The organism is Streptomyces sp. NPDC031426 (genome assembly GCF_055581585.1).
This window is the reverse complement of the sequence record NZ_JBVIJE010000004.1, coordinates 272,383-295,216: the sequence shown is the minus strand read 5'-3', so window position 1 is coordinate 295,216 and position 22,834 is coordinate 272,383. Positions and strand designations below refer to the sequence as shown.

25 protein-coding genes and 1 pseudogene are annotated in these 22,834 nt (G+C 71.2%); 12 read left to right on the top strand and 14 right to left on the bottom strand.

The window, feature by feature from the left end; all coding sequences use genetic code 11:
• Positions 1-81: 81 nt before the first annotated feature.
• Positions 82-1,080: an NADP-dependent oxidoreductase gene (locus ACZ5NH_RS09615; protein ID WP_388621971.1), complete on the bottom strand. Its 999-nt coding sequence runs from the start codon at positions 1,078-1,080 to the stop codon at positions 82-84.
• A gap of 91 nt (positions 1,081-1,171) precedes the next feature.
• On the opposite strand from ACZ5NH_RS09615, the gene ACZ5NH_RS09610 reads away from it, so the two are divergent.
• Genes ACZ5NH_RS09610 through ACZ5NH_RS09600 form a run of 3 tightly spaced genes read left to right on the top strand, consistent with a single transcriptional unit; the run spans position 1,172 to position 3,058 of the window.
• Positions 1,172-1,609, top strand: a complete 438-nt coding sequence (locus ACZ5NH_RS09610; protein WP_388621969.1) for a MarR family winged helix-turn-helix transcriptional regulator — start codon at positions 1,172-1,174, stop codon at positions 1,607-1,609.
• 43 nt (positions 1,610-1,652) lie between these two features.
• Positions 1,653-2,447: an EI24 domain-containing protein gene (locus ACZ5NH_RS09605; RefSeq protein ID WP_468773878.1), complete on the top strand. Its 795-nt coding sequence runs from the start codon at positions 1,653-1,655 to the stop codon at positions 2,445-2,447.
• On the top strand, positions 2,444-3,058 hold the full coding sequence (locus ACZ5NH_RS09600; RefSeq protein ID WP_468773877.1) for a LysE family translocator: 615 nt from the start codon (positions 2,444-2,446) through the stop codon (positions 3,056-3,058). The genes ACZ5NH_RS09605 and ACZ5NH_RS09600 overlap by 4 nt, the downstream gene beginning before the upstream one ends.
• 15 nt (positions 3,059-3,073) lie before the next feature.
• Here the strand turns inward: ACZ5NH_RS09600 and ACZ5NH_RS09595 are convergent, their stop codons facing one another.
• A complete protein-coding gene (locus tag ACZ5NH_RS09595) occupies positions 3,074-4,021 on the bottom strand; it encodes a LysR family transcriptional regulator (protein ID WP_468773875.1) in 948 nt (315 codons plus the stop codon).
• Between the two features lie 59 nt (positions 4,022-4,080).
• Here ACZ5NH_RS09595 and ACZ5NH_RS09590 point away from each other — a divergent pair, with 59 nt between their 5' ends.
• The 4 genes and pseudogenes from ACZ5NH_RS09590 (at position 4,081) to ACZ5NH_RS09575 (ending at position 6,112) form a co-directional block, all read left to right on the top strand.
• Positions 4,081-4,893 (top strand): NAD(P)-dependent oxidoreductase, encoded by an 813-nt coding sequence (locus tag ACZ5NH_RS09590; protein WP_468773874.1) that lies wholly within the window; start codon positions 4,081-4,083, stop codon positions 4,891-4,893.
• A gap of 10 nt (positions 4,894-4,903) precedes the next feature.
• Complete coding sequence (locus ACZ5NH_RS09585; RefSeq protein WP_388621960.1) at positions 4,904-5,290, top strand: RidA family protein; 387 nt, start codon at positions 4,904-4,906, stop codon at positions 5,288-5,290.
• Positions 5,291-5,378: 88 nt separating this feature from the next.
• Positions 5,379-5,751 (top strand): annotated as a pseudogene (locus ACZ5NH_RS09580) (glycosyl hydrolase); the annotation flags it as partial.
• A complete protein-coding gene (locus ACZ5NH_RS09575) occupies positions 5,642-6,112 on the top strand; it encodes a fibronectin type III-like domain-contianing protein (RefSeq protein WP_468773871.1) in 471 nt (156 codons plus the stop codon). The pseudogene ACZ5NH_RS09580 and the gene ACZ5NH_RS09575, both read left to right, overlap by 110 nt.
• A gap of 505 nt (positions 6,113-6,617) precedes the next feature.
• On the opposite strand, the gene ACZ5NH_RS09570 is transcribed toward ACZ5NH_RS09575, so the two are convergent.
• Together ACZ5NH_RS09570 and ACZ5NH_RS09565 are read right to left on the bottom strand one after the other, a co-directional pair.
• Positions 6,618-7,589 carry an aldose epimerase family protein gene (locus tag ACZ5NH_RS09570; protein ID WP_468773869.1) on the bottom strand — a complete coding sequence of 324 codons (972 nt, stop codon included), beginning with the start codon at positions 7,587-7,589 and terminating at the stop codon, positions 6,618-6,620.
• A gap of 26 nt (positions 7,590-7,615) precedes the next feature.
• Positions 7,616-8,509 carry an SGNH/GDSL hydrolase family protein gene (locus ACZ5NH_RS09565; protein WP_468773867.1) on the bottom strand — a complete coding sequence of 298 codons (894 nt, stop codon included), beginning with the start codon at positions 8,507-8,509 and terminating at the stop codon, positions 7,616-7,618.
• Positions 8,510-8,785: 276 nt separating this feature from the next.
• On the opposite strand from ACZ5NH_RS09565, the gene ACZ5NH_RS09560 reads away from it, so the two are divergent.
• On the top strand, positions 8,786-9,280 hold the full coding sequence (locus ACZ5NH_RS09560; RefSeq protein ID WP_388621955.1) for a DUF3145 domain-containing protein: 495 nt from the start codon (positions 8,786-8,788) through the stop codon (positions 9,278-9,280).
• A gap of 78 nt (positions 9,281-9,358) precedes the next feature.
• On the opposite strand, the gene fabF is transcribed toward ACZ5NH_RS09560, so the two are convergent.
• From fabF to fasR, 5 genes are all read right to left on the bottom strand, one after another.
• Complete coding sequence (fabF, locus tag ACZ5NH_RS09555) at positions 9,359-10,621, bottom strand: beta-ketoacyl-ACP synthase II (RefSeq protein ID WP_388621953.1); 1,263 nt, start codon at positions 10,619-10,621, stop codon at positions 9,359-9,361.
• 85 nt (positions 10,622-10,706) lie between these two features.
• Positions 10,707-10,955: an acyl carrier protein gene (locus tag ACZ5NH_RS09550; RefSeq protein WP_135785772.1), complete on the bottom strand. Its 249-nt coding sequence runs from the start codon at positions 10,953-10,955 to the stop codon at positions 10,707-10,709.
• An 82-nt stretch (positions 10,956-11,037) separates the two neighbouring features.
• A complete protein-coding gene (locus ACZ5NH_RS09545; RefSeq protein ID WP_468773864.1) occupies positions 11,038-12,069 on the bottom strand; it encodes a beta-ketoacyl-ACP synthase 3 in 1,032 nt (343 codons plus the stop codon).
• A gap of 10 nt (positions 12,070-12,079) precedes the next feature.
• Positions 12,080-12,997: an ACP S-malonyltransferase gene (locus ACZ5NH_RS09540; protein WP_450980957.1), complete on the bottom strand. Its 918-nt coding sequence runs from the start codon at positions 12,995-12,997 to the stop codon at positions 12,080-12,082.
• A gap of 89 nt (positions 12,998-13,086) precedes the next feature.
• Entirely contained in the window at positions 13,087-14,304 is a 1,218-nt protein-coding gene (gene fasR / locus ACZ5NH_RS09535; RefSeq protein WP_468773861.1) for a fatty acid biosynthesis transcriptional regulator FasR, read from the bottom strand.
• Between the two features lie 73 nt (positions 14,305-14,377).
• On the opposite strand from fasR, the gene ACZ5NH_RS09530 reads away from it, so the two are divergent.
• Complete coding sequence (locus ACZ5NH_RS09530) at positions 14,378-15,031, top strand: pirin family protein (protein ID WP_468774231.1); 654 nt, start codon at positions 14,378-14,380, stop codon at positions 15,029-15,031.
• 9 nt (positions 15,032-15,040) lie between these two features.
• Here ACZ5NH_RS09530 and ACZ5NH_RS09525 read toward each other — a convergent pair whose 3' ends face one another.
• Both ACZ5NH_RS09525 and ACZ5NH_RS09520 read right to left on the bottom strand, forming a co-directional pair.
• A complete protein-coding gene (locus ACZ5NH_RS09525) occupies positions 15,041-15,871 on the bottom strand; it encodes a serine hydrolase domain-containing protein (protein WP_468773859.1) in 831 nt (276 codons plus the stop codon).
• A 19-nt stretch (positions 15,872-15,890) separates the two neighbouring features.
• Positions 15,891-16,367 (bottom strand): GNAT family N-acetyltransferase, encoded by a 477-nt coding sequence (locus ACZ5NH_RS09520; RefSeq protein WP_388621944.1) that lies wholly within the window; start codon positions 16,365-16,367, stop codon positions 15,891-15,893.
• Between the two features lie 96 nt (positions 16,368-16,463).
• Between ACZ5NH_RS09520 and ACZ5NH_RS09515 the strand changes: the two genes are divergently transcribed.
• Complete coding sequence (locus tag ACZ5NH_RS09515) at positions 16,464-16,928, top strand: MerR family transcriptional regulator (protein ID WP_451551955.1); 465 nt, start codon at positions 16,464-16,466, stop codon at positions 16,926-16,928.
• Positions 16,925-17,941: an aldo/keto reductase gene (locus ACZ5NH_RS09510; RefSeq protein WP_468773857.1), complete on the top strand. Its 1,017-nt coding sequence runs from the start codon at positions 16,925-16,927 to the stop codon at positions 17,939-17,941. The genes ACZ5NH_RS09515 and ACZ5NH_RS09510 overlap by 4 nt, the downstream gene beginning before the upstream one ends.
• Before the next feature lies 1 nt (position 17,942).
• On the opposite strand, the gene ACZ5NH_RS09505 is transcribed toward ACZ5NH_RS09510, so the two are convergent.
• The 3 genes from ACZ5NH_RS09505 to ACZ5NH_RS09495 form a co-directional block, all read right to left on the bottom strand.
• A complete protein-coding gene (locus ACZ5NH_RS09505; protein ID WP_388621939.1) occupies positions 17,943-18,791 on the bottom strand; it encodes a DUF4429 domain-containing protein in 849 nt (282 codons plus the stop codon).
• Between the two features lie 66 nt (positions 18,792-18,857).
• On the bottom strand, positions 18,858-20,075 hold the full coding sequence (locus ACZ5NH_RS09500) for an alpha/beta hydrolase (RefSeq protein ID WP_468773854.1): 1,218 nt from the start codon (positions 20,073-20,075) through the stop codon (positions 18,858-18,860).
• Between the two features lie 83 nt (positions 20,076-20,158).
• Positions 20,159-20,794 (bottom strand): TetR family transcriptional regulator, encoded by a 636-nt coding sequence (locus ACZ5NH_RS09495; RefSeq protein WP_388621936.1) that lies wholly within the window; start codon positions 20,792-20,794, stop codon positions 20,159-20,161.
• 66 nt (positions 20,795-20,860) lie between these two features.
• Here ACZ5NH_RS09495 and ACZ5NH_RS09490 point away from each other — a divergent pair, with 66 nt between their 5' ends.
• Positions 20,861-22,480 (top strand): MFS transporter, encoded by a 1,620-nt coding sequence (locus tag ACZ5NH_RS09490; protein ID WP_468773852.1) that lies wholly within the window; start codon positions 20,861-20,863, stop codon positions 22,478-22,480.
• Positions 22,481-22,834 lie beyond the last annotated feature (354 nt).

Below are 22,834 nucleotides of genomic sequence, written 5' to 3'. Positions count from 1 at the left end.
CCACGACTCGCGCCCACGATCGACGGCGGATTTCGGAAAGAAGTTACCGCATGCCGAAAACGCAGCAGAAGCCCTGGCCCGTCAGAGCTTGACGATCATCTTGCCGATGTTGTCGCCACGCAGCACCCCGAGGAACGCCTCCAGGGTGTTCTCGATGCCCTCGACGACCGTCTCGCGGTACTTCAGTTCGCCCGAGGCGACCCACGGCCCGACCTTCTGGACGAACTCCGGCTGCAGGTCGTAGTGGTCGCCGACCAGGAAGCCCGCCATGCGGCCCCGGGTCTGGATCAGCCGGGCGAGGTTGCGCGGGCCGGGCGCGGGCTCGGTGTTGTTGTAGACGGAGATCATGCCGCAGATGGCGATCCGGCCACCCTGGCGGAGCGAGTCGATGGCCGCCTCCAGGTGGTCCCCGCCGACGTTGTCGAAGTAGACGTCGATGCCGTCCGGCGCCGCCGCGCGCAGCTGCTCGCTCACGGAGCCGTTCTTGTAGTTGAACGCCGCGTCGAAGCCGTACTCCTCGACCAGCAGCTTGACCTTTTCGTCGGAGCCGGCCGAGCCGATGACCCGCGAGGCGCCGAGCAGCTTGGCGAGCTGGCCGACCTGGCTGCCGACGGCGCCCGCCGCGCCGGACACGAAGACGATGTCGCCCTCCTTGAAGGAGGCGGTGCGCAGCAGTCCGGCGTAGGCGGTGAGGCCGGTCATGCCGAGGACGCCGAGGTACGTCGAGAGGGGCGCGGCCGCGGGGTCGACCTTGACGGCGTTCTTCGCGTCCACGACGGCGTACTCGCGCCAGCCGAAGAAGTGCAGGACGTGGTCGCCGGTCCCGATGCCCTCGGCGTTGGAGGCGATCACCTCGCCGACCGCGCCGCCCTGCATGACCTTGCCCAGCTCGTAGGGGGCGGCGTACGACTTCGCGGCACTCATCCGGCCGCGCATGTACGGGTCCACGGAGAGGTACTTGTTCCGCACCAGCACCTGGCCCTCGCCGGGGGTCGGGACGGGGGTCTCGACGAGGGCGAAGTCCTCGGGCTTCGGCCAGCCGACGGGACGGCTGAGCAGGTGCCACTCACGGTTGGTCATGACAGAGGGCCTTTCTCAAATACTTCAGAACCTGAAACAACCATGCTCCTGAATATTTCAGGATGTCAAGTAACGCGGTATCCTGGAGAGCATGTCCACCCCATCGAAGACCCGCCGCCCCGACGCCCTGACCATGGAGGTCGTCGAACTGATCGGTGACGTCGTCGCCCGCTTCTACGCGGACTACGAGAAGGCGGCGGGCGAGCACACCCTGACCGGACCGCAGGCCCGGCTGCTCAGCCTGCTCTCGCTGGAGCCGCTGCCCATGCGCAAGCTGGCGCAGAAGCTCAAGTGCGAGCCGTCCAACGTGACCGGGATAGTGGACCGCCTGGAGTCCCGGGGACTGGTCGAGCGCCGCCCGGACCCGGCCGACCGCCGCGTGAAGCTGGCCGCCGCCACGGACGAGGGCATGCGCATGGCCCAGGATCTGCGCGAAGGCCTCCGCTTCGCCCGTGAGCCCCTGGCCGGCCTGTCGGAGGAGGAGCGCCGCTCCCTGCGCGACCTGCTGCGCCGGATGCTGGACGCCTGAGAAGCCCCGTGCCGGCCGGCGGGGAATCGGTAGAGTCTCCGCCATGCGCGATCTTGGGGTGGGGTTCGGTCATCTGCTGAAGGGCCAGCGCTGGATGAGCCGGCACGGCCGGAGTTACGGCTTCGGACTGCTGCCCGGGCTGATCGCCCTGGTGCTCTACGCCGGGGCGCTGGTCGCGCTCGCGGTGTGGGGCGAGGACGCGGTCACCTGGGCGACGCCGTTCGCGGACCACTGGTCCAGCCCCTGGCAGAGCCTGTTCCGCGGCTTCCTCACGGCCGTCCTCTTCGCCCTCGGGCTGCTGCTCGCCGTGCTGACGTTCACGGCCGTCACCCTGCTGATCGGCCAGCCCTTCTACGAGAACCTGTCGGAGCAGGTCGACGCCGAAGCCTCGCCCGACGGCACCGCCCCGCGGTCGGGCCTGCCGCTGTGGCGCGAGCTGTGGATCTCGGCCCGGGACAGCCTGCGCATCCTGGTGCGGGCCGCGCTGTGGGGCGTACTGCTCTTCGCCCTCGGCTTCCTGCCGGTCGTCGGGCAGACCGCCGTCCCCGTGCTCGGCTTCTTCGTCACCGGCTTCTTCCTCACCGAGGAACTCACCGCCGTAGCCCTCCAGCGCCGGGGCGTCGAACTGCGCGCCCGGCTCGCCCTGCTCCGCTCCCGCAAGACCCTGGTCTGGGGCTTCGGCACGCCCCTCGGCCTGGCCTTCCTGATTCCGTTCGTCGTGGTGTTCCTGATGCCGGGCGCGGTCGCGGGCGCCACGCTCCTCGCCCGCGAGCTGCTGGGCGAGGAGAACGCCGACGGCCTTGCCGACGAGCCCGAAGAGGAGAACGCCACCCCGTGACCCAGATACTCGCCGTCGCCGTCATCACGGTTCTCGCCGTGATCGCCCCCGGCGCCGACTTCGCCATGATCGTCCGCAACAGCTATCTGTACGGCCGCCGTACCGGTCTGCTCGCCGCCGCCGGCGTCGCCGCGGGTGTCCTGGTCCACGTCACCTACACCCTGCTCGGCGTCGGCCTGCTGATCGCCTCCTCCACCGCTCTGTTCACGGTGATCAAGCTGATCGGCGCGGCCTACCTTGTGTACGTCGGCGTCCGCACCTACCGCACCCGTGGCGAGCTGAAGATCGACCTGGCGGACCGCCGTGCGCTGACCCCGTTCGCCGCGCTGCGCACCGGCTTCCTCACCAACGTCCTCAACCCGAAGACGACCCTCTTCGTCGTCTCCACCTTCGCCCAGGTCGTCAGCCCCGACACCCCGCTGTACCAGCAGGTCGGCTGCGGCCTGTTCATGTCGCTCGCCCACCTGCTGTGGTTCGGCGTGGTCGCCACGTTCTTCTCGCAGGCCAGGATGCGGGCCCTGATGCTGCGCGGCCAGAAGATCCTCAACAAGGTCATCGGCTCGGTCCTGGCCGGCCTCGGCGTCAGCCTCGCACTCGCGCCGTCGCACTGAACCCGCCCCTCCGGCTCAGCCGGGGATCCGCTCCGCCGCCTCCCGCAGTGCCGTGACGAAGGCCCGCGCCGCCGTCGTCAGCGTGCGTCCGCGGACCGTCGCCGCGTACACCGCGCGCGGCGGGGCGTCCTCGGCGTGCACCGGCAGCAGGGCGACATCCGGCCGTACGGACGCGGCGGCCAGCGCCGGGACCAGGGTCACCCCGAGGCCGGCGGCCACGTACCCCTGCTTGGCGGTCCACTCGCCGACGACGTGCGCGACCCGCGGCCGGAAGCCCAGCCGCACGGCCGCGTCGAGGAGGGTGCCCTCGGGCCGGGAACTGCCGGCGATCCAGTCGGCGTCGGCGAGCCGGGCCAGCCGCACCGGCCCGTCGGCCCGGGTGAGCGGATGGCCGGCGGGCACAGCGACATACAGGGTCTCGTCGAGGAGATGGTGCAGCTCGTACGCCTCCAGCGGGGCGCGGCCCGTCGTCGAGACCACGGCGAGGTCGAGACGGCCCGCCGTCAGCCGGTCCAGCAGGCCGGGGGAGAGGCCCTCCTCGCGCGAGACGCGGACCCGAGGGTGACAGGCGCGGAAGGCGGCCAGCGCGTGCGGGACGAGCGCCGCGTCGGCGGTGGCGAACGCGCCGAACCGCAGCCGCCCGCCCGCCGCCGCCCGCAGCTCGGCCAGGTCGCGGGCCGCGCCGCGCAGTGACTCGGACACGGCCTCGGCGTACGGCACCAGCGTCCGGCCGGCCTCGGTGAGCCGAACGCCCCGCGGCAGCCGGTCGAAGAGCGGACCGCCGCCGAGGGCCGACTCCAGTGCGGAGATCTGCCGGGACACGGCGGACTGGGTCCAGCCCAGCGTTCGCGCGGCCACCGTGAAGGAGCCGTGCCGGGCCACCTCCAGGAACACCCGCAACCAGACGGTGGAAAGGTCGGGCGGCTCGGGGTGCTCGCGGCGTCTGTCATGCGAAGTGGACATGGCAGCGATGCTAGACATTCGCTTGTCGCATCGCACGGCCCGGTCCTAGCGTCGACGGCATGGAGAAGATCGCTTTTCTGGGGCTGGGGCACATGGGCGCCCCGATGGCCCGTCGGCTGCTCACTGCCGGTCATCCGCTCACCGTCTGGAACCGCACCCCGGCCCGCGCCGAGCCGCTCGTCGCCGAGGGGGCCGGGCGCGCCGGGTCACCGGCGGAGGCGGTGCGGGACGCCGACGTCGTGATCACCATGCTCGCCGGGCCGGACGCGCTCACCGCCGTGGCCGACGCCGTCGCGCCGCAGCTGCGGCCCGGAACGACGTGGGTCGAGATGTCCACCGTCGGGCCGGACGCCGTACGGGAACTGGCCGGCCGGCTGGGGGACGGGGTCACCCTCGTCGACGCGCCGGTCATGGGCAGCACGGACCGGGCCGCCGAGGGCACGCTCGGCATCCTCGCGGGCGGGGACACGGGCGCGGTGGAGCAGGTCCTGTCTCTCTTGGGCACGGTCACCCGCACCGGCCCGCTCGGCTCCGGAGCGTCCCTCAAACTCGTCGTCAACACGGCGGTGATCGGCGGCGTCGCCCTGGTCGCCGAGGCGCTGCGGCTCGCCGCCGAGCTGGGCCTGGACGGCGACACGGCCCGTGCGGCGCTGAAGGCGGGCCCGCTCGGCGGCGCGGTCGACCGTGCCTTCGCCGACGGGGCGCTCTTCGCGACCGACCTCGCCGTGAAGGACCTGCGGATCGCCACGGGTGCCGCAGAACTGCCGGTGGCCGCAGCGGTGTCGGAGCAGTTCCAGCGGGCCGCGGCGGACCCCGCGCTGGCCCGCGCCGACATCGCCCGAGCCGCCGCCCACGTCATCCGTACCGTCTGAAGGACTCCCCGTGCAGATCACCCTGAACAGCCCCGCCTCCGCACCGCAGCCCCTGAGCCCCTACTACTCCCAGGTGGCCCGCGTCGAACACGCCGACGGCAGCGCCCTGTTGTTCCTCTCGGGCCAGATCGCCGAGGGCGCCACCCTGGCCGAGCAGACCCGGGGCGTCTTCGAGACGATCGACGCCCTGCTCAAGGCGCACGGCGCGAGCCTCGCGGACGTCATCAACATCCGCACCTATCTGACCGACATCAGCAAGCTCGACGAATACGGCACCGTACGGCGGAAGTTCCTCACGGGGACCCCGCCGACGAGCATGACCTTCGAAGTGCCACGACTGTTCCGCCCGGAGGCGCAGGTGGAGGTGGAGGTCGTGGCGGCCGTACAACCCTCCTGAGAAGAACCGCAGGGAGGGGGTGCGTTCGGGGGTGAGGCCGTTCGGCAGGCGGTCGCCGTACTCGGTGCGCAGCACCGCCGCCGTGGCCATCGTCGCGGGCGCCCGCCCCTGGGGCGTCATGACCACCAACAACACGATCAACGGCAGGCTGCAACGTCTTGGACTGGATGGCCGCCCGGGACACCGTCGGCGCCATTGAAGGCGGCCTCGACGTGGCCATGCCCGGGCCGCGGACCGTCCACGGCGAGGCCCTCGCGCAGGCACTCCGGGACGGCAAGGTCGCCGAGACCACCGTCGACGCGGCCGTACGGCGCGTGCTGCGCCTCGCCGCCCGCGTCGGGATCCTGTCCGGTGTCGAGCCCGTCGTCACCGAACTGGCCCGCGAGATCGCCCGCCGCTCCTTCGTCCTGGTCCGCAACGAGAACGCGGCCCTGCCCCTGCAGCCGAACGGCACCGTGGCCGGGCTACCGCGCCTGGGAGCAGGCCGGCCGCACCCCCGCCTACCCCTTCGGCCACGGCCTCGGCTACACCGACTGGACCTACGACTCCCTGGACCTCGACGGCACCACCGCGCGCATCCGCCTCCGCAACACCGGTGAGCGGCCCGGCCGCGAGGTCGTCCAGGTCTACCTCTCCCGGCCGAGCCCGACCCCGGGCGCCCGGCCCGGCGAGAGCGTCGAGGTGACCGTCGCCCTGCCGCGCCGCGCCTTCGGGACCTGGGACGAGACGGCGAACGCGTGGGCGTTTGTGAAGGGTTCGTACGAGATCAGCGCCGGACGCTCGATCCCGGACCGCAGGCGCACCGCGCCGATTAACGTCTGATCCGGGACAAGTCCCCCATGAGCAGCCCCGGCCCGGGACCTGACCCCTGGGCCGGGGCTCGTCGCCTCCGGGCCCGTAGTAGCAGACTCCCGGCCCGCGAACACCGGAAGACACCGGACACGGCACGGGGAGAGACATCGTATATCCAGGCCGGCAGCCGGGGCCGTACGGGCAGCCGCCGCAGTACCAGCAGCCGTATCCGCCCCAGCAGTCCCCCCAGCTCCCCGCCCAGCACGTCGGGGAGGGCCGGATGCGGCTGGATCCGAACCCCACCCCCGCCCAGCGTGATCTGGCCTCACCGAAAAGCCCCTCGAATTCGTCGCGGCGCTCGCCGGGCCGGCCCTGCTGGGCTTCGGTGCGCTGATGCCGGCCACGACCTCACCGGTGAGGGCATCAAGGGCGGCGCCGTCGGGCCGGTGGTGGCCGGTGGCTGCACGCTGTTGATCTGCGGAGCCGCGATGTCCCTGCTGGGCAGGGCGGCCAGGCGGATGAGGGGCGAGACGCGCTAGCGGACCCCGAACCCGTACACCGTCTCCGAGCGGAACACCTCGCCCGGCCTGAGCACCGTGCTCGGGAACTCCGGGCGGTTCGGGGAGTCCGGGAAGTGCTGGGTCTCCAGGGCGATGCCGTCGCCCGGGGCGAAGGGTTCGCTCAGGTGGTCGGCGGTGTAGAGCTGGAGGCCCGGCTCGGTCGTCGCCACGGTCAGGGTGCGGCCGGACGCCGGGTCGTGGAGTTCGGCGACCTCTTCCGGGGCGGAGGTCACGCCCTTGTCCAGGACGAAGTTGTGGTCGTAACCCGAGCCGACCTTGCGGGAGGTGCGGAAGTCGAACCGGGATCCGGTGACGCCCTCCAGGGTGCCCGTCGGGATCAGGCCGGCGTCGACCGGGGTGAAACGGGAGGCGGCGAGCCGCAGTTCGTGCCCGCCCGCATGACCCGCTCCGGCCAGGTTGAAGTAGCTGTGGTTGGTGATGTTGATCATGGTCGGCGCGTCCGTGAACGCCTCGTAGGCGATCCGCAGCGCACCGGACGCGTCCAGGGTGTAGGTCGCCGACAGGTCCAGGCGGCCCGGGAAGCCCTCCTCGCCGTGCGGGCTCGTCCGGCTCAGCCGTACCCCGTGCTCGACGGGCTCCGCACCCCACACCCGCTTGTCGAAGCCGAGCACGCCACCGTGCAGGCAGTTCGGGCCGTCGTTCGGCTCCAGGGCGTAGACCGAGCCGTCCAGCGGGAAGCGGGCGTGCGCGATCCGGTTGGCGTACCGGCCGATCAGGGCGCCGAGGTACGGCTCCGGGTGGGTGAGATAGCCGTCCAGGTCCGGGAAGCCGAGCACCACGTCCGCCGTCCGGCCCTCCCGGTCCGGCACCTGGAGCGACCGCACGATCCCGCCGTACGTCAGGACCTCCACGCGTGTCCCGCCACGCTCCAGCGTCCAGCGGTGGACCTCCGTGCCGTCGGACAGTGTGCCGAAAAGTTCGCTCATGTGGAAAACAGTAGGCGAGGAGTGTTCTAGGCAACCGGATTGGCGGCGGTGATCGTCCGGTACGCGATCGACGCGAGCCGTGCCTGACCGTCCCTGCTGGGGTGGAACCAGTCCCAGTGGCTGAGCTGGTCGGTGCCGAAGCTGTAGTCGTAGACCGCGTTGTTGTCGAAGCGGCAGCGGCTGTCCTTGGCGCAGACGTCCTTCAGCACCTTGTTGTACTGCACCACCCGCTGCTGCACCCGGTCCCGGCGGAGCACGGCCGCGTTGGTCAGATCGTCCGCGTCGGACAGCATCGACGGGCAGATGCCGAGCTTCCACACCTCCTTGCCCAGCGGATTGGTCCGCCCCTGCGACCACAGCCGCTTCAGGTTCGGCACGCTCGCGACGTACACCTGGGTCTTCGGCGATGCCGCGCGCAGGGTGTGCAGCGCCTCCTCGAAGTCCGCGCGGAAGTCGGCCACCGAGGTCATCGCCCGCGCCGAGGACCGGCAGGCGTCGTTCGCGCCCACCATCACCGTCACCAGCTCCGGGCCGCGCGCCGCCGCCTGTGCCATCTGCTCGGGCAGGTCCGCCATCCGGGCGCCGGTCACCGCGTAGTTCCAGCTGCGCTCCGCCGCGCCGGTGACCCCGAGCAGCCGCACCGCCAGGCTGTCCACCTGCGCGTCGCTGCCGGTCGCCCAGGACACCTCGGGGCAGTCCGACAGCACCGTGCACGCGTCGAAGCCGCGGGTGATGGAGTCGCCGACCGCGGCGATCGAGCCGGGGCTGCGGTTCCACACCGGCGCGGGTCTGGCCGCGCGCGCCTTGGTGCCCTCCGACGCGGGCGCGCTCCCGCCCCCGGCGTCGCACCCGGCGACGCCCAGCACGGCGGCCGCCACGACCGCGAGAGCGGCGTGCCCACGGCTGCTCGGCTTCCGCATCCCCTGCTGATCCCCTCGTCGTCGAACCCGGTGCCCCCGGGTGTTCGTATGTGCTCCCTCTCATAACAACGCGCGAGGGTTCCCGACCGGGCGTCCTGGAACGGAGCACCCCCGTACAAGCGTCCCCCTGGGTGAATGGCGGGGGTTTCCTGACACCGGGACCGACGGTACGTCACACTCCTTGCACCGCCGCAGGGTAGCCTCGCCATCAACGCGGCCGTCGGGCCGCTGCCGCCAGCCAGTCCGCAAGATGTCCCGCTCTGCCCGGAGGTTCCGGTGACGACACGTGGAGTTCTGTACGTGCACTCCGCGCCGCGCGCGCTGTGCCCGCACGTCGAGTGGGCCGTCGCCGGGGTGCTCGGCACGCGCGTCAACCTCGACTGGATCCGGCAGCCCGCGGCCCCCGGCACCTGGCGCTCGGAGTTCTCCTGGCAGGGCGAGGCCGGTACGGCCTCCAAGCTGGCCTCCGCGCTGCGTGGCTGGCACCTGCTCCGCTTCGAGGTCACCGCCGAGCCCTGCCCGACCGCCGAGGGCGAGCGTTACAGCTGCACCCCCGACCTCGGCATCTTCCACGCCGTCACCGGCCTCCACGGCGACATCCTCATTCCCGAGGACCGCCTGCGCGCCGCCCTGACCCGCTCCCAGCGCGACGAGACCGACCTGGAAGCAGAGATCGCCAAGCTCCTGGGCAAGCCGTGGGACGACGAGCTGGAACCGTTCAGATACGCCGGCGAGGGCGCCCCGGTCCGCTGGCTGCACCAGGTGGTGTGAGTCTTCCTACCTGGATCTTCAAGTATCCGGGCATGAGAGGGGGCCCCTGCCGATCGGCAGGGGCCCCCTCTCGCGTACTCAGATCGTCCGGAACGCCAGGACCACGTTGTGCCCACCGAACCCGAACGAGTCGTTCAGCACGGCGATACGGCCCTCGGGCAGCGCACGCACCTCGTCGCGCACGACGTCCGCGTTCACCTCGGGGTCGAGCTCGCCGATGTTGATGGTCGGCGGAGCCGTGCGGTTGACCAGCGCCAGGATCGACGCCACGGTCTCGATGCCACCGGCGCCGCCCAGCAGGTGACCGGTCATCGACTTCGTGGCGGAGATCGCCATGTGGTCGACGTCGTCGCCGAACACCTTGCGCAGCGCCTTGATCTCGGCCACGTCACCCTGCGGCGTCGACGTGGCGTGCGCGTTCACGTGCACGACCTCGGCCGGCTTCAGATCCGTGGTGTCGAGCAGGTTCTGCAGCGCGTGCGCGATGCCGTTGCCCGACGGCTCCGGCTGGGTGATGTGGTGGCTGTCGGCGGAGATGCCCTGGCCGACCGCCTCGACGTAGATCCGGGCGCCGCGGGCCTTGGCGTGCTCCTCGGACTCCAGAACGATCACGCCGGCGCCCTCACCGAGCACGAAGCCGTCACGGCCGGCGTCGTAGGGACGGGAGGCGCCCTGCGGGTCGTCGTTGTTCTTGGACATCGCCATCATGTTGCCGAACGCGGCGATCGGCAGCGGGTGGATGGCGGCCTCGGTACCACCGGCCACGACCACGTCCGCACGCCCGGTGCGGATCATCTCGATCGCGTACCCGATGGCCTCCGCGCCCGAGGCGCAGGCCGAGACGGGGGTGTGCACACCGGCGCGGGCACCCAGCTCGATGCCGACGTTGGCCGCCGGGGAGTTGGGCATCAGCATCGGCACGGTGTGCGGGGAGACGCGGCGTACGCCCTTGTCCTTGAGGATGTCGTACTGGTCCAGAAGCGTCGTCACGCCGCCGATGCCGGAGGCGATGACCGCACCGAGACGGTCGGGGTTCACGGACGCGTCCTCACCGGCCCTGGCGGTGAAACCGGCGTCCTTCCAGGCCTCCTGAGCGGCGATCAGCGCGAACTGCGCCGAGCGGTCCAGCTTGCGGGCCTGCGGCCGGGGGATGATCTCGCCGGGCTCGACGGCGATCTGCGCGGCGATGCGGACCGGCAGGTCGGCCGCCCACTCCTGCTCCAGGAGGCTGACACCGGACTTGCCGGCGAGCAGGGCCTCCCAGAACGAAGCTGCGTCGCCACCCAGCGGTGTGGTTGCGCCGATACCGGTGACGACCACGGTGCGATTGGTCGGGCTCACGGGAATTCTTTCTCCAACGGATGCGGGATTCTACGGCGCCACCGCCGGGTGGCGGGGCCTTGCAGCCTGGGGCCTAAGAGGTGACTCAGCCCTGGTGCTTGAGGATGTAGTCGGTCGCGTCACCGACGGTCTTGAGGTTCTTGACGTCCTCGTCCGGGATCTTCACGTCGAACCGCTCCTCGGCGGCGACGACGACCTCGACCATGGACAGCGAGTCGACGTCCAGGTCGTCGGTGAAGGACTTGTCCAGCTGGACGTCCTCGGTGGGGATCCCGGCGATCTCGTTCACGATCTCGGCGAGACCGGCGACGATCTCTTCCTGAGTGGCGGCCATGTCAGGCGCTCCTTCTTCGATGTTCCAGACGGTTTGTGGCAAATTCCTGCCGTGCCCGATCCCAAGATCCGGCACGGAGTGCCTAGGGGAGGGTAACGACCGTTGCGGCGTAGACGAGACCCGCCCCGAATCCGATGACGAGCGCGGTGTCGCCGCTCTTCGCCTCCCCGGTCGCCAGGAGCCGCTCCATCGCGAGCGGAATCGAGGCGGCCGAGGTGTTGCCGGTGGTGCGGATGTCACGGGCGACCGTGACGTGCTCCGGCAGTTTGAGGGTCTTCACCATCGAGTCGATGATCCGCACGTTGGCCTGGTGCGGGATGAAGACGTCCAGCTCCTCCGGGCTGATCCCGGCCGCGTCCAGCGCCTGCTGGGCGACCTTCGCCATCTCGTACACGGCCCAGCGGAACACCGCCTGGCCCTCCTGCGTGATGGCGGGGAACTTGATGTTGCCCTCGCTGTCGAGCGGCAGCGCGGAGACGTCGCCGAGCCGGTAGCGGTCCCAGGAGACGGTCTGCTTGATCGTCTCGGCCTTGTCGCCCTCGGAGCCCCACACGGTCGGGCCGATGGCCGGTTCCTGCGAGGGACCGACGACGACCGCCCCGGCGCCGTCGCCGAACAGGAAGGCCGTGGCCCGGTCCTCCAGGTCGGTCAGGTCGCTGAGCCGCTCCACGCCGATGACGAGCACGTACTCGGCGGAACCTTCCACCACCATGCCCTTGGCGAGGGTCAGGCCGTAGCCGAAGCCCGCGCAGCCGGCCGAGATGTCGAAGGCGGCGGCCTTGTCAGTGCCCAGCTTGTCGGCGATCTCGGTGGCCACGGCCGGGGTCTGGCTGAAGTGCGAGACCGTCGAGACGACCACGGCACCGATCCGCTCGGCGCCGATGCCGGCGTCCGCGATGGCCTTGCCGGCCGCCTCGATCGACATCGCGGCCACGGTCTCCTCGGGACCGGCCCAGTGCCGGGTCTCGATGCCGGAGCGCGAGCGGATCCACTCGTCGGACGAGTCGATCTTCTCCAGGATCACCTCGTTGGGCACCACCCGGGTCGGCCGGTAGCCGCCGACACCGAGGATGCGCGCATACGGGGCGCCCTTGCTGGGCTTGATCTTCGCCATGTACGGCTCCTTAGGCGCCGGCGTGCTCGGAGATGAGCGCGCGGGCCGCGTCGAGATCGTCGGGGGTCTTCAGGGCCAGCGTCGTGACGCCGGGCAGCGCCCGCTTGGCCAGGCCGGTCAGGGTGCCGCCCGGGCACACCTCGATGAGCGCGGTGACGCCCAGCTCCTTGAAGGTCTCCATGCACAGGTCCCAGCGCACGGGGTTGGCGACCTGGCCGACCAGCCGCTCCAGCACCTCGGCACCGGTCGCGACGGCACGGCCGTCCTTGTTGGAGACGTAACGGACCCTCGGGTCGCCCGGGTTCAGCTCCGCGGCGGCCTTGGCCAGCGTCTCGACGGCGGGAGCCATGTGGTGGGTGTGGAAGGCGCCGGCGACCTTCAACGGGACGACCTTGCGGACGCCCTCGGGCTTGTCGTCGTTCAGCGCGGCCAGCTGCTCCAGCGTGCCCGCGGCGACGATCTGGCCCGCGCCGTTGATGTTCGCCGGGGTCAGGCCCAGCTTCTCCAGGTGCGCGACGGAGGTCTCGGGGTCGCCGCCGAGCAGCGCCGACATGCCGGTCTCGGTGACCGCGGCGGCGTCGGCCATCGCCAGACCCCGCTTGCGGACCAGGCCCAGCGCGGCGGTGTCGTCCAGGACGCCCGCGAAGGCGGCGGCGGTGATCTCGCCCACGCTGTGACCGGCCACCGCGTCCGGGGCAGTGTCACCCAGTGCCGCGGCGGACAGGATCCCGGCGGCGACCAGCAGCGGCTGGGCCACCGCGGTGTCACGGATGGCGTCGGCGTCGGCCTGGGTGCCGTAGTGGACCAGGTCCAGTCCGATGGCGTCCGACCAGCCGGCGACACGGTCGGCGGCGCCGGGCAGTTCGAGCCAGGGAGTCAGGAAGCCGGGCGTCTGGGCGCCTTGGCCGGGAGCGACGAGTACGAGCACTCTCACACTCTCTCTTGGGGACGGTCACGGCCGCCCGTGGGGACAGGGACGAAGAACACGAAGGGCTTTTGTGGGCCCCCGACAAAACGCTATGCGGGGGTGTCGCCGTCGGCCAGACGCCCCAGGATGAGCGCGATCCGCAGCGTGAACGCGGATCTTACATCCGAAGGCGACCAACCGGTGACGTCTGTCACACGTCGGAGCCGGTAGCGCACGGTATTCGGGTGAACGAAGAGCATCCGGGCCGCGCCTTCCAGACTGCTCGCCTGCTCCAGATAGACACTCAGGGTTTCCAGCAGCGCCGAACCGGCTTCTTCGAGAGGTCTGTAGATCTCCTCCACCAACTGCTCGCGGGCGCTCGGATCGCCCGCGATCGCGCGCTCCGGCAGGAGATCGTCCGCCAGCACCGGCCGCGGCGCGTCCTGCCAGGCCGAACACGCCTTCAGGCCCGCGGCGGCGGCCTGCGCGGACCGGGTGGCGGCCAGCAGATCGGGCACGACGGGCCCCGCGACGACCGGCCCGGCGGCATAGGGCCCGATCAGCGACTTGGCGACGGCGAGCGGATTGGCGCTGCCGCCCGCGATGACGACGAGCCGGTCCCCGAGCACCCCGGTGAGCACCTGCAGCTTGGCGTGCCGAGCGGCCCGCCGGATCGCCTCGACGGTCAGTTCGCTGTCCCCGTCGGGCGCGGTCCCGAGCACGACGCACACATGCTCCGGCGAGTTCCAGCCGAGCGCGGCGGCCCGGCTGACGGCCCCTTCGTCCGCCTCCCCGCTGAGCACGGCGTTCACGACCAGCGACTCCAGCCGCGCGTCCCAGGCACCGCGTGCCTCGGCGGCCTGCGCGTACACCTGCGCGGTGGCGAAGGCGATCTCCCGGGCGTACACGAGGAGCGCCTCCCGCAGCACGCTCTCGTCACCGGGCGCGGCCACCTCGTCGATCGCCGACTCCATGACCTCGATGGTGGTCCGCACCATCTCCACGGTCTGCCGCAGCGTGATGGCCCGGGTCAGCTCGCGCGGCGCGGTGCCGAAGACATCGGTCGAGATCGCCTGCGGGGCGTCCGGGTGCCGGAACCACTCGGTGAAGGCCGCGATGCCCGCCTGGGCCACGAGCCCGATCCAGGAACGGTTCTCCGGGGGCATGGCCCGGTACCACGGCAGGGTCTCGTCCATCCGCGCGATGGCCTGCGCGGCGAGGGACCCGGACGACTTCTCCAGCCGCCTGAGGGTCGCGGAGTGCGGGTGGACGTCGCGTGCGTGGTGTTCGGCGTGGGGCTCGCTGCTGTGGGATTCGGGTTCGGGCACGGGACAAGACTGCCTTATCGGGACGGGACCGTGTGCCGCTGGGTCGCAGGTGAGGTCTACGGTGGTGCCCGTGATGGACGTACGGCGCGCCGGTGAGCGCTACCCCGGGGGCGAGCCCGAGGCCGGGATCGAGTCGTGGCACGCCTTCTCCTTCGGGCCGCACTACGACCCCGGCAACCTCCGCTTCGGTGCGGTCATCGCCTGCAACGAGGAGCGGCTGGCACCCGGTGCCGGCTTCGACGAACACCCGCACAGCCACACCGAGATCGTCACCTGGGTCGTCGAGGGCGAGCTGACCCACCGTGACTCCACCGGCCAGGAGACGAAGGTCCGCGCCGGTGACGTCCAGCACCTCAGCGCCGCGGCGGGCGTCCGCCACGTGGAGCGCAACGACGGGTCGTCGCCGCTCACCTTCGTCCAGATGTGGCTGGCGCCGCGGGACCCCGGCGGGGAGCCGTCGTACGAGATCATCCCGGGGATAGCCGACTCCACGCCGTACGCGGTGCCGGAGGCGGGGGCGATGCTGCACATACGGCGCCTGGCGGCGGGGGAGCGGACCGCGGTGCCGGACGCCGCGTTCGTGTACGTGCATGTGGTGCGCGGTGGGGTCCGGCTGGGGACGGAACAACTGGGCGCGGGGGACTCCGCCCGGATCGCGGGGGCGGAGGGCCTGGAGGCGGTGGGGGTGACGGCGACCGAGCTGCTGATGTGGGAGATGGGCGGGTAGGGGGCGACCTCAGCCTCGCAGCTCCGCCAGCACCGCGTCCGTGAACACCGGCCACGCCTGGATCGCCCAGGGCCCGAACGCCCTGTCCGTCAGGGCGACCCCCGCAACTCCCGCATCGGGGTCGATCCACAGGAACGTACCCGACTGCCCGAAGTGCCCGAAGGTGCGCGGAGAGGACGAACTCCCCGTCCAGTGGGGCGACTTGGAGTCGCGGATCTCGAAGCCGAGCCCCCAGTCGTTCGGGTTCTGGAGGCCGTACCCGGGCAGCACGCCCTTCGTCCCCGGGTACTGCACGCTCATCGCCTCCGCGACCGTCCGCGGATCCAGCAGCCGCGGCGCCTGCACCTCCGCCGCGAACCGCAGCAGGTCGGCCACCGTGGACACCCCGTCCTTCGCGGGGGAGCCCTCCAGTGTGGTGGACGTCATGCCCAGCGGCTCCAGCACGGCCTGCCGCAGATACTCGGCGAACGGAATGTCCGTCGCCTTGGCGATGTGGTCCCCGAGTTGTTCGAAGCCGGCGTTGGAGTAGAGGCGGCGCTCACCGGGCGGCGCCATCGCCCTGTGCTCGTCGAAGGCCAGCCCGGAGGTGTGCGCGAGGAGGTGGCGGACGGTCGAGCCGGGCGGCCCGGCCGGCTCGTCCAGCTCGATCGCGCCCTCCTCATAGGCGACCAGCGCCGCGTACGCGGCCAGCGGCTTGGTGACCGAGGCGAGCGGAAAGCGGTGCCCGACGGGACCGTGCGTCCCGAGGACGGTCCCGTCGGCTCGTACGACACCCGCCGCCGCGGTGGGGACGGGCCACTTCTCGATCGACGCGGGGCTGGTCAGGCTGTTCAACGACATGCTCCCGAGCCTATGCGGCTCACAGCAGCAGCCGCATCGACGGGTCGGGGTCCCGCTTGAAGCCGAGCGAGGCGTACAGCGGCTCGGCCTCCGAGGAGGCGTTCAGCAGCACATGACCCGCACCACGCTCCCGGAACCAGGCCAGCAGTTCCTCCATGGCCGCGCGCGCGTACCCCCGCCGCCGGGCGTCCGGGTCGGTCGCGACGCTGAAGACGTGTCCGACCCGCCCGTGCGGATTCCCGGCCTTCCCGATGCGGTACTCCAGCGTTCCCACCACCAGCGCGGCCAGCGCCCCCGGCCGGTCCGGATGGTCCACGACGAAGGCGGCGAAGTCACCGTCCGGCTCGGCCAGCCGCTTCTGCAGCGTCGGCAGCGACTCGGCATGCCAGTCCGTCGGTGCGCCGCCTCCCCCGCTCCACAGGGAGTCGATCATCACCTGGCGCAGACGCAGCACTTCCATGGCATCCTCGGGCAGGGCCCGGCGTACGAGACTCATGTATCGCACGCTAGCCAGAAGCCCCGGCCCGCGTCCCCGGGTTTCTTACCGAATCCGCTTGCTTGGAGTGCACTCCAACCCCATAGCGTGGGGGCCATGACGGTGATGCAGACGACGCCCGCGGACACCGCGCGAACGACCCCCGCCGACATCTGCTCCGCCCCGCCCAGACGCCATCCACGCCCCGACGGCCAGGACCACTACACGATCAGCGAGGTCGTCGCGATCACCGGCCTGACCGCGCACACCCTGCGCTGGTACGAGCGGATCGGCCTGATGCCGCACGTCGACCGCTCGCACACCGGTCAGCGGCGCTACAGCAACCGCGACCTGGACTGGCTGGACTTCGTGACCAAGCTGCGGCTGACCGGCATGCCGGTGGCGGACATGGTCCGGTACGCGGAACTGGTCCGGGAGGGCGAGAGCACCTACGGCGAACGGCGGGACCTGCTGGAGTCGACCCGCCAGGACGTGCTGAACAGGATCGCCGAACTGCGGGACACGCTCGCCGTGCTCGACCGCAAGATCAGCTTCTACGCGATGGAGGGGACAACGCGATGACCGACGCCAGGATTCCGACGGTACGGCTCGGCGAGAACGGACCGGAGGTGGGCATCCAGGGCCTCGGCTGCATGGGCATGAGCTTCGCGTACGGCCCCACGGACGCCGGCCAGGCGCGTGCCGCGCTGGAGCGGGCGCTGGAGCTGGGCGTGACGCTGTACGACACGGCGGACGCCTACGGCGCGGGGGAGAACGAGCGCTTCCTCTCCCCCTTCTTCACGGCGCACCGGGAGGAGGTGGTCATCGCCACCAAGTTCGCCCTGTCGATCCCGCAGGACGACCCGACCAAGCGGATCATCCGCAATGACGCGCCGTACATCCGCGAGGCCGTCGAGGCCAGCCTGAAGCGGCTCGACGTCGATGTGATCGACCTGTACTACATGCACCGCCGCGATGTGAACGTCCCCATCGAGGAGACCGTCGGCACGATGGCGGAGCTGGTCCGCGAGGGCAAGGTCAAGCACCTCGGGCTGAGCGAGGTCACCGCCGACGAGCTGCGCGCCGCGCACGCCGTGCACCCGATCGCGGCCGTGCAGTCGGAGTGGTCCCTGTTCAGCCGGGACATCGAGGCGAAGGTCGTACCGGCCGCGCGGGACCTGGGCGTGGCCCTGGTGCCGTACTCGCCGCTCGGCCGCGGCTTCCTCACCGGCTCCTTCACTCACGCCGAACAGGAGCTCACGGCCGACGACTTCCGCCGTCACCAGCCCCGCTTCACCGGCGCCAACGCGACCGCCAACGCGGCTCTCCTGGAGCCGATCCGCGCGATCGCCGAGGCCCACGACGCCACCCTCGGCCAGATCGCCCTGGCCTGGGTACAGCAGCGGGCGACGATCGACGCCCTCCCGGTGGTTCCCATCCCGGGCACCCGCAAGCCGGGCCGGGTGGCGGAGAACGTGGCCGCGACGGCCGTCGTCCTGACGGACGAGGAACTGTCCCGACTGGAACACATCGCGGCCAAGGTGGCCGGCGAGCGCTACGCGGACATGGCGTTCACCTCCGCGGGCCGGGAGTAGCTCAGAGTTCCGCCAGGAGTTCGGCCTTCTTCGAGGAGAACTCCTCGTCGGTGACCAACCCGGCCTGGTGCAACTCCCCGAGATGTCGGATCCGTTCGGCGATGTCCGCCGGGTCGCGCCGTGACGGGGCCGGTACCGCGGGTACCGGCCCCCGCGTGCGTACGGCCGCCAGGACCGCCGCGGCGAACGGCAGCGACTCGTGCACCGGCCCGTACCCCAGCCCGAAGACCACGGCCGCCGGATCCTGGTCGGGCTGCGGGGACGCGTCCGAGCCGGGGGCACGGCGAACCAGCCGCAGATGCCCCTCGAACACCTCCGGCGACCGCCACTCCACCCCGCTCAGCTGCGTGACCGGAAAACTCTGGTCGCCGGCCTTCCACTTCGCCGACGACGCCCCCGTCCACGACCAGCGGAACTGCACGGCCGTACCGTCGAAGCTCGCCTTGCCGTCGTACGCCTTGAACGACAGCGGCGCCTCGGGCGCCGCCACCAGATGCCGCTCGGTGGCCCCGGACTCGGTCAACAGCCCCTTCAGTTCGTCGGCGTAGTACTCGGCGAGGGTCTCACGCTCGGCCGGCAGCACCAGCCGGTACGGATCCGAGCCCTCCTTCAACTGCCCGTCCGCCGCCTCGATCAGCGGATCCGCGCCGACGCGCGGCAGCAGCCGCAGCACGACGGTGCCGCGCCTGCCCGGGGAGAGCGTCACGCCCTCGACCGCGGACAGCGGGACCCGCCGCTCCCCGAGTGCCTGGAACAGCTTCGGTGTCCGAATCCCCCGTTCGTAACGGATGAGCACGGAGTCGGACTCGAACTCCCAGACGGCATGAAAACCCGCCAGTACGTCACCCATGCGGCTCATCGTATGCGGCACGTGCTCCTCCGTCGCCACCCGCGCAGACCGCACTTCCTGCTGTTTCTACGCGCGTCCTGCCGTGGTGCTGCCGGACACACCGGCCCGGCACAGGTCGTTCTCGCGTGCGCACGTCACCGCGTCGTATGCCCCGACGGCCACGTCGGCGAGGTTGCGCAGGCTGTCCGTGCCGGGCTGGAAATAGCCGGCGTGGCCCTGTGCGTCCCGGGCGGACAGCACGCGCGCACCGAACGCCGAGGACACCGGATCGGCGCCGTGCCCGAGCCCGCCGAGCTCCAGGTACGGCACGTCCTGGATCCAGTCGCTGGCGTCCCGCATGGCCCACACCCGGGCCGTGGTGTCCAGGTGGGAGGCGCGGGAGACCCGCATGCCGGGGCTCGCGGCCACGGCTATGTCGGTCACCCGGCGCGGCATGCCGTGCGCGGCCACCCCGCAGACCACGGAGCCGTAGCTGTGGCAGACCGTCGTCACCGGGGCGCGGCCGGGCAGGCCGCCGAGCAGCGCGTTCAGCCGGACGGCGCCCTCCGCGGCGCGCAGCCCGGTGGCCGCGTCCACGCCGAGGCCGTCGGGGGCGGTGTAGTCGGCCCAGGCGATCACGGCCGTACGGGTCGTGGGGCTCTGCGCGCGCTCCGCCGCGTACAGCGCCTTGGCCATGCCGACCGGGGCGGTGTACTGGCGGTTGGTCTTCTGGAAGGTGAGCAGATCCGTGTCGACACCGGGGACGACGACCGAGATCCGCTGTGCCCGGTCCAGGTTCCCGAACACCTCCGCGATACGGCCCGAGCCCTCGGGGTCGAAGGCCAGGATCTGCCTGCCGGGGCTCGTCAGGGCCTCGTAGCGGTGCATTCGGCGGCCCGCGTCCTGCTGTCCGGCCGCGCTGAGCCGGCTGTCGTGCATGCGTTTCTTCTCGACCTTGCGCTGCTGCTCCAGCGCGATGTGGTTGGCGCGGTAGCGCAAGGTCACGGGGGCGCCGTTCATGTTGCCGACCGCGAGCGGGTAGCGGCGGGCGAGACGGCCCTGCTCCTCGGGGGAGAGGGACGCGAAGAAACGGCTGAGCACGGACGGTGCGGCCTTGGGATCCGGCAGCCGGAGGCCGTGGATGCTGCCGTGCTCCCACTTGGTGAGCGAGGCCTGCAGTGCGGTCGACTCCCTGTGGCTGTGCAGGGCGGTCCAGCCGGTGGTCGCGAGCATCACGAACACCACGGCCAGTGCCAGCAGTGCGCGCCAGACGTTCAGTTGCGGGGAGGTGTCGAAGGAAGTCACTGGGAGGACACACTAGGAGAACGGGAGGGTCTCGGGGTAACCGAGTGACAGGTATCACGTTTCGCGAGGCATCGAACGCGTTGTCAACGATCTCGGTTTGAGCGCCAGTTCCCGATAAGTGCCGAACCCACCTGATCGAGGTAGGACGCGGTGAGTTGACGGATCGCCACCAGACTGAAGTCCTCGCCCGTGCACCACTGCCGTTCGGTGACCCTTATCACTGCGCCGAACACGGCCACGGCCAGCCGCGGTCGAGGGTCGGCGTCGACGTCCACGCCCTCGCGCTCGGCCAGCAGGCGCGCGATGGTCTCCTCCGTGGCCGCCGAGCGACGCAGATGGGCGGCGAGCAGCGCGGGCGTCGTCTCGATCGTCCGGTACATGCGCAGATACAGCTCGACGGGTACGGCCGACTCGACGGTCTCCCGGATCCCGTCCCAGCCCTCCAGGACCGCCTGCCGCAGGGCCTCCAGCGGCGCCTCGTGCGGCGGACGCGCGCGTACGGCCTCGACGAAGCGCGCCTCCGTCATCTCCTGGACCGCGAACGCCACGTCCTCCTTGCCGGCGAAGTAACGGAAGAAGGTGCGCTGCGAGACGTCGACGGCCTCGGTGATCTCGTCGACGGTCGTGTGCTCGTACCCCTGGGTCGTGAACAGCTCCAGAGCGGCCCGCAGCAGCGCTTCCCGGGTGCGCTGCTTCTTGCGTTCGCGCAGTGTTTCCATACGTGTCAGTTACTGACGGATGAAATCATTTGTCAATTGTCAGAGACTGTCACTAGCCTCGAACGCATGACTAGTCAGACCACCCTCGACGCGACGGGGCCGGGGGACACGGCACCGGAAGCCCCGCTCGAGTCACCTCCGGCCGCGGGGCTGCGCGGCCATCCCTGGCTCACCCTGATCACCGTCGCCGTGGGCGTCATGATGGTGGCCCTCGACGGCACGATCGTGGCGATCGCCAACCCGGCGATCCAGAAGGACCTGGGGGCCACCTTCGCCCAGGTGCAGTGGATCACCAACGGCTACTTCCTCGCCCTCGCGGTCTCCCTGATCACCGCGGGCAAGCTCGGTGACCGCTTCGGCCACCGGCAGACCTTCCTGATCGGCGTGACCGGCTTCGCCGCCGCCTCCGGCGCCATCGGCCTGTCCCACAGCATCGCCGCGGTCGTCAGCTTCCGCGTCTTCCAGGGCCTGTTCGGCGCGCTGCTGATGCCGGCCGCGCTCGGTCTGCTGCGGGCCACCTTCCCGGCCGAGAAGCTCAACATGGCCATCGGCATCTGGGGCATGGTGATCGGCGCGTCCACTGCGGGCGGTCCGATCCTCGGCGGTGTCCTCGTCGAGCACGTCAACTGGCAGTCGGTCTTCTTCATCAACGTGCCGGTCGGCGCGCTCGCCCTGATCCTGGGCGTGCTGATCCTGCGCGACCACCGTGCCGAGAACGCCCCGCGCTCCTTCGACCTCCTCGGCATCGCGCTGCTCTCCGGCGCGATGTTCTGCCTGGTCTGGGCCCTGATCAAGGCACCGACCTGGGGCTGGGGCGACGGTAGGACGTGGCTGTTCATCGGCGCGTCCGTGGTGCTCTTCGCCGCGTTCTCGTTCTGGGAGACGAGGGTCGCAGAGCCGCTGATCCCGCTGGGCCTCTTCCGCTCCGTACCGCTCTCGGCGGGCGTGGTCCTCATGGTCCTGATGGCCATCGCGTTCATGGGCGGCCTGTTCTTCGTGACGTTCTACCTCCAGAACGTGCACGGCATGAGCCCCATCGACGCCGGTCTGCACCTGCTGCCGCTCACCGGCATGATGATCGTCGGCTCGCCGCTCGCCGGTGCCGCGATCACCAAGCTCGGCCCGCGCATCCCGCTGGCCGGCGGCATGGCCGCGACCACGATCGCCATGTACGGCATGTCGACGCTCAAGGCCGACACCGGCAGCGGTGTGATGTCGATCTGGTTCGCGCTGCTCGGCCTGGGCCTCGCGCCGGTCATGGTCGGCGCCACCGAGGTCATCGTCGGCAACGCCCCGATGGAGCTCTCCGGAGTGGCGGGCGGCCTCCAGCAGGCGGCCATGCAGATCGGCGGCAGCCTCGGTACGGCCGTGCTGGGCGCCGTGATGGCCTCCAAGGTCGACAGCGACCTGCCGGGCAACTGGACCGGCGCCGGGCTGCCGCAGCTGACTCCCGGTCAGCTCGGCAAGGCCTCCGAGGCGGTTCAGGTCGGCGTCGCCCCGGTGCCGAAGGGGGTGCCGGACCAGATCGCCGCGAAGATCGCTGAGGTCGCCCATCACACGTTCATCTCCGGGATGAGTCTCGCCTCCCTGGTCGCCGCGGGTGTGGCGGCGGTCGCCGTGCTCGTCGCGCTGCTCACCAAGCGGGGCGCGAACGCGGAGGGGGGCGCGGGCGTGGGCCACATCTGAGGCTCCCGCCCGGGTGTCTTCCGGGCGGAGTTCCCCTATCAGGGTGACTCCGCTAAAGATCGCTCGCACCGGGCGCGCGCCGCAGGTCACAGTGGGTCAAGTCCTCCGCAGGGCATGGGAGGACGGCAGGGCTGTGGCGCGCGCTGCGGAGGGGGCTGCGCGCGCCAATGCCTGCGGCGCGTTTGCCTGCGGCGCTTTGGCCGGGGCGGCAACTGGGGTGGGGCTGCGGGGCGTTGCCGGGTGCGGGTGAGTGGGGGCTGATCGCGCAGTTCCCCGCGCCCCTTACGGGGCGCTCCCCGCCGTCGTAGCCTCATACCCCACACTGCGTCACCCAGCGTCCGGGCGCCCCAAAGG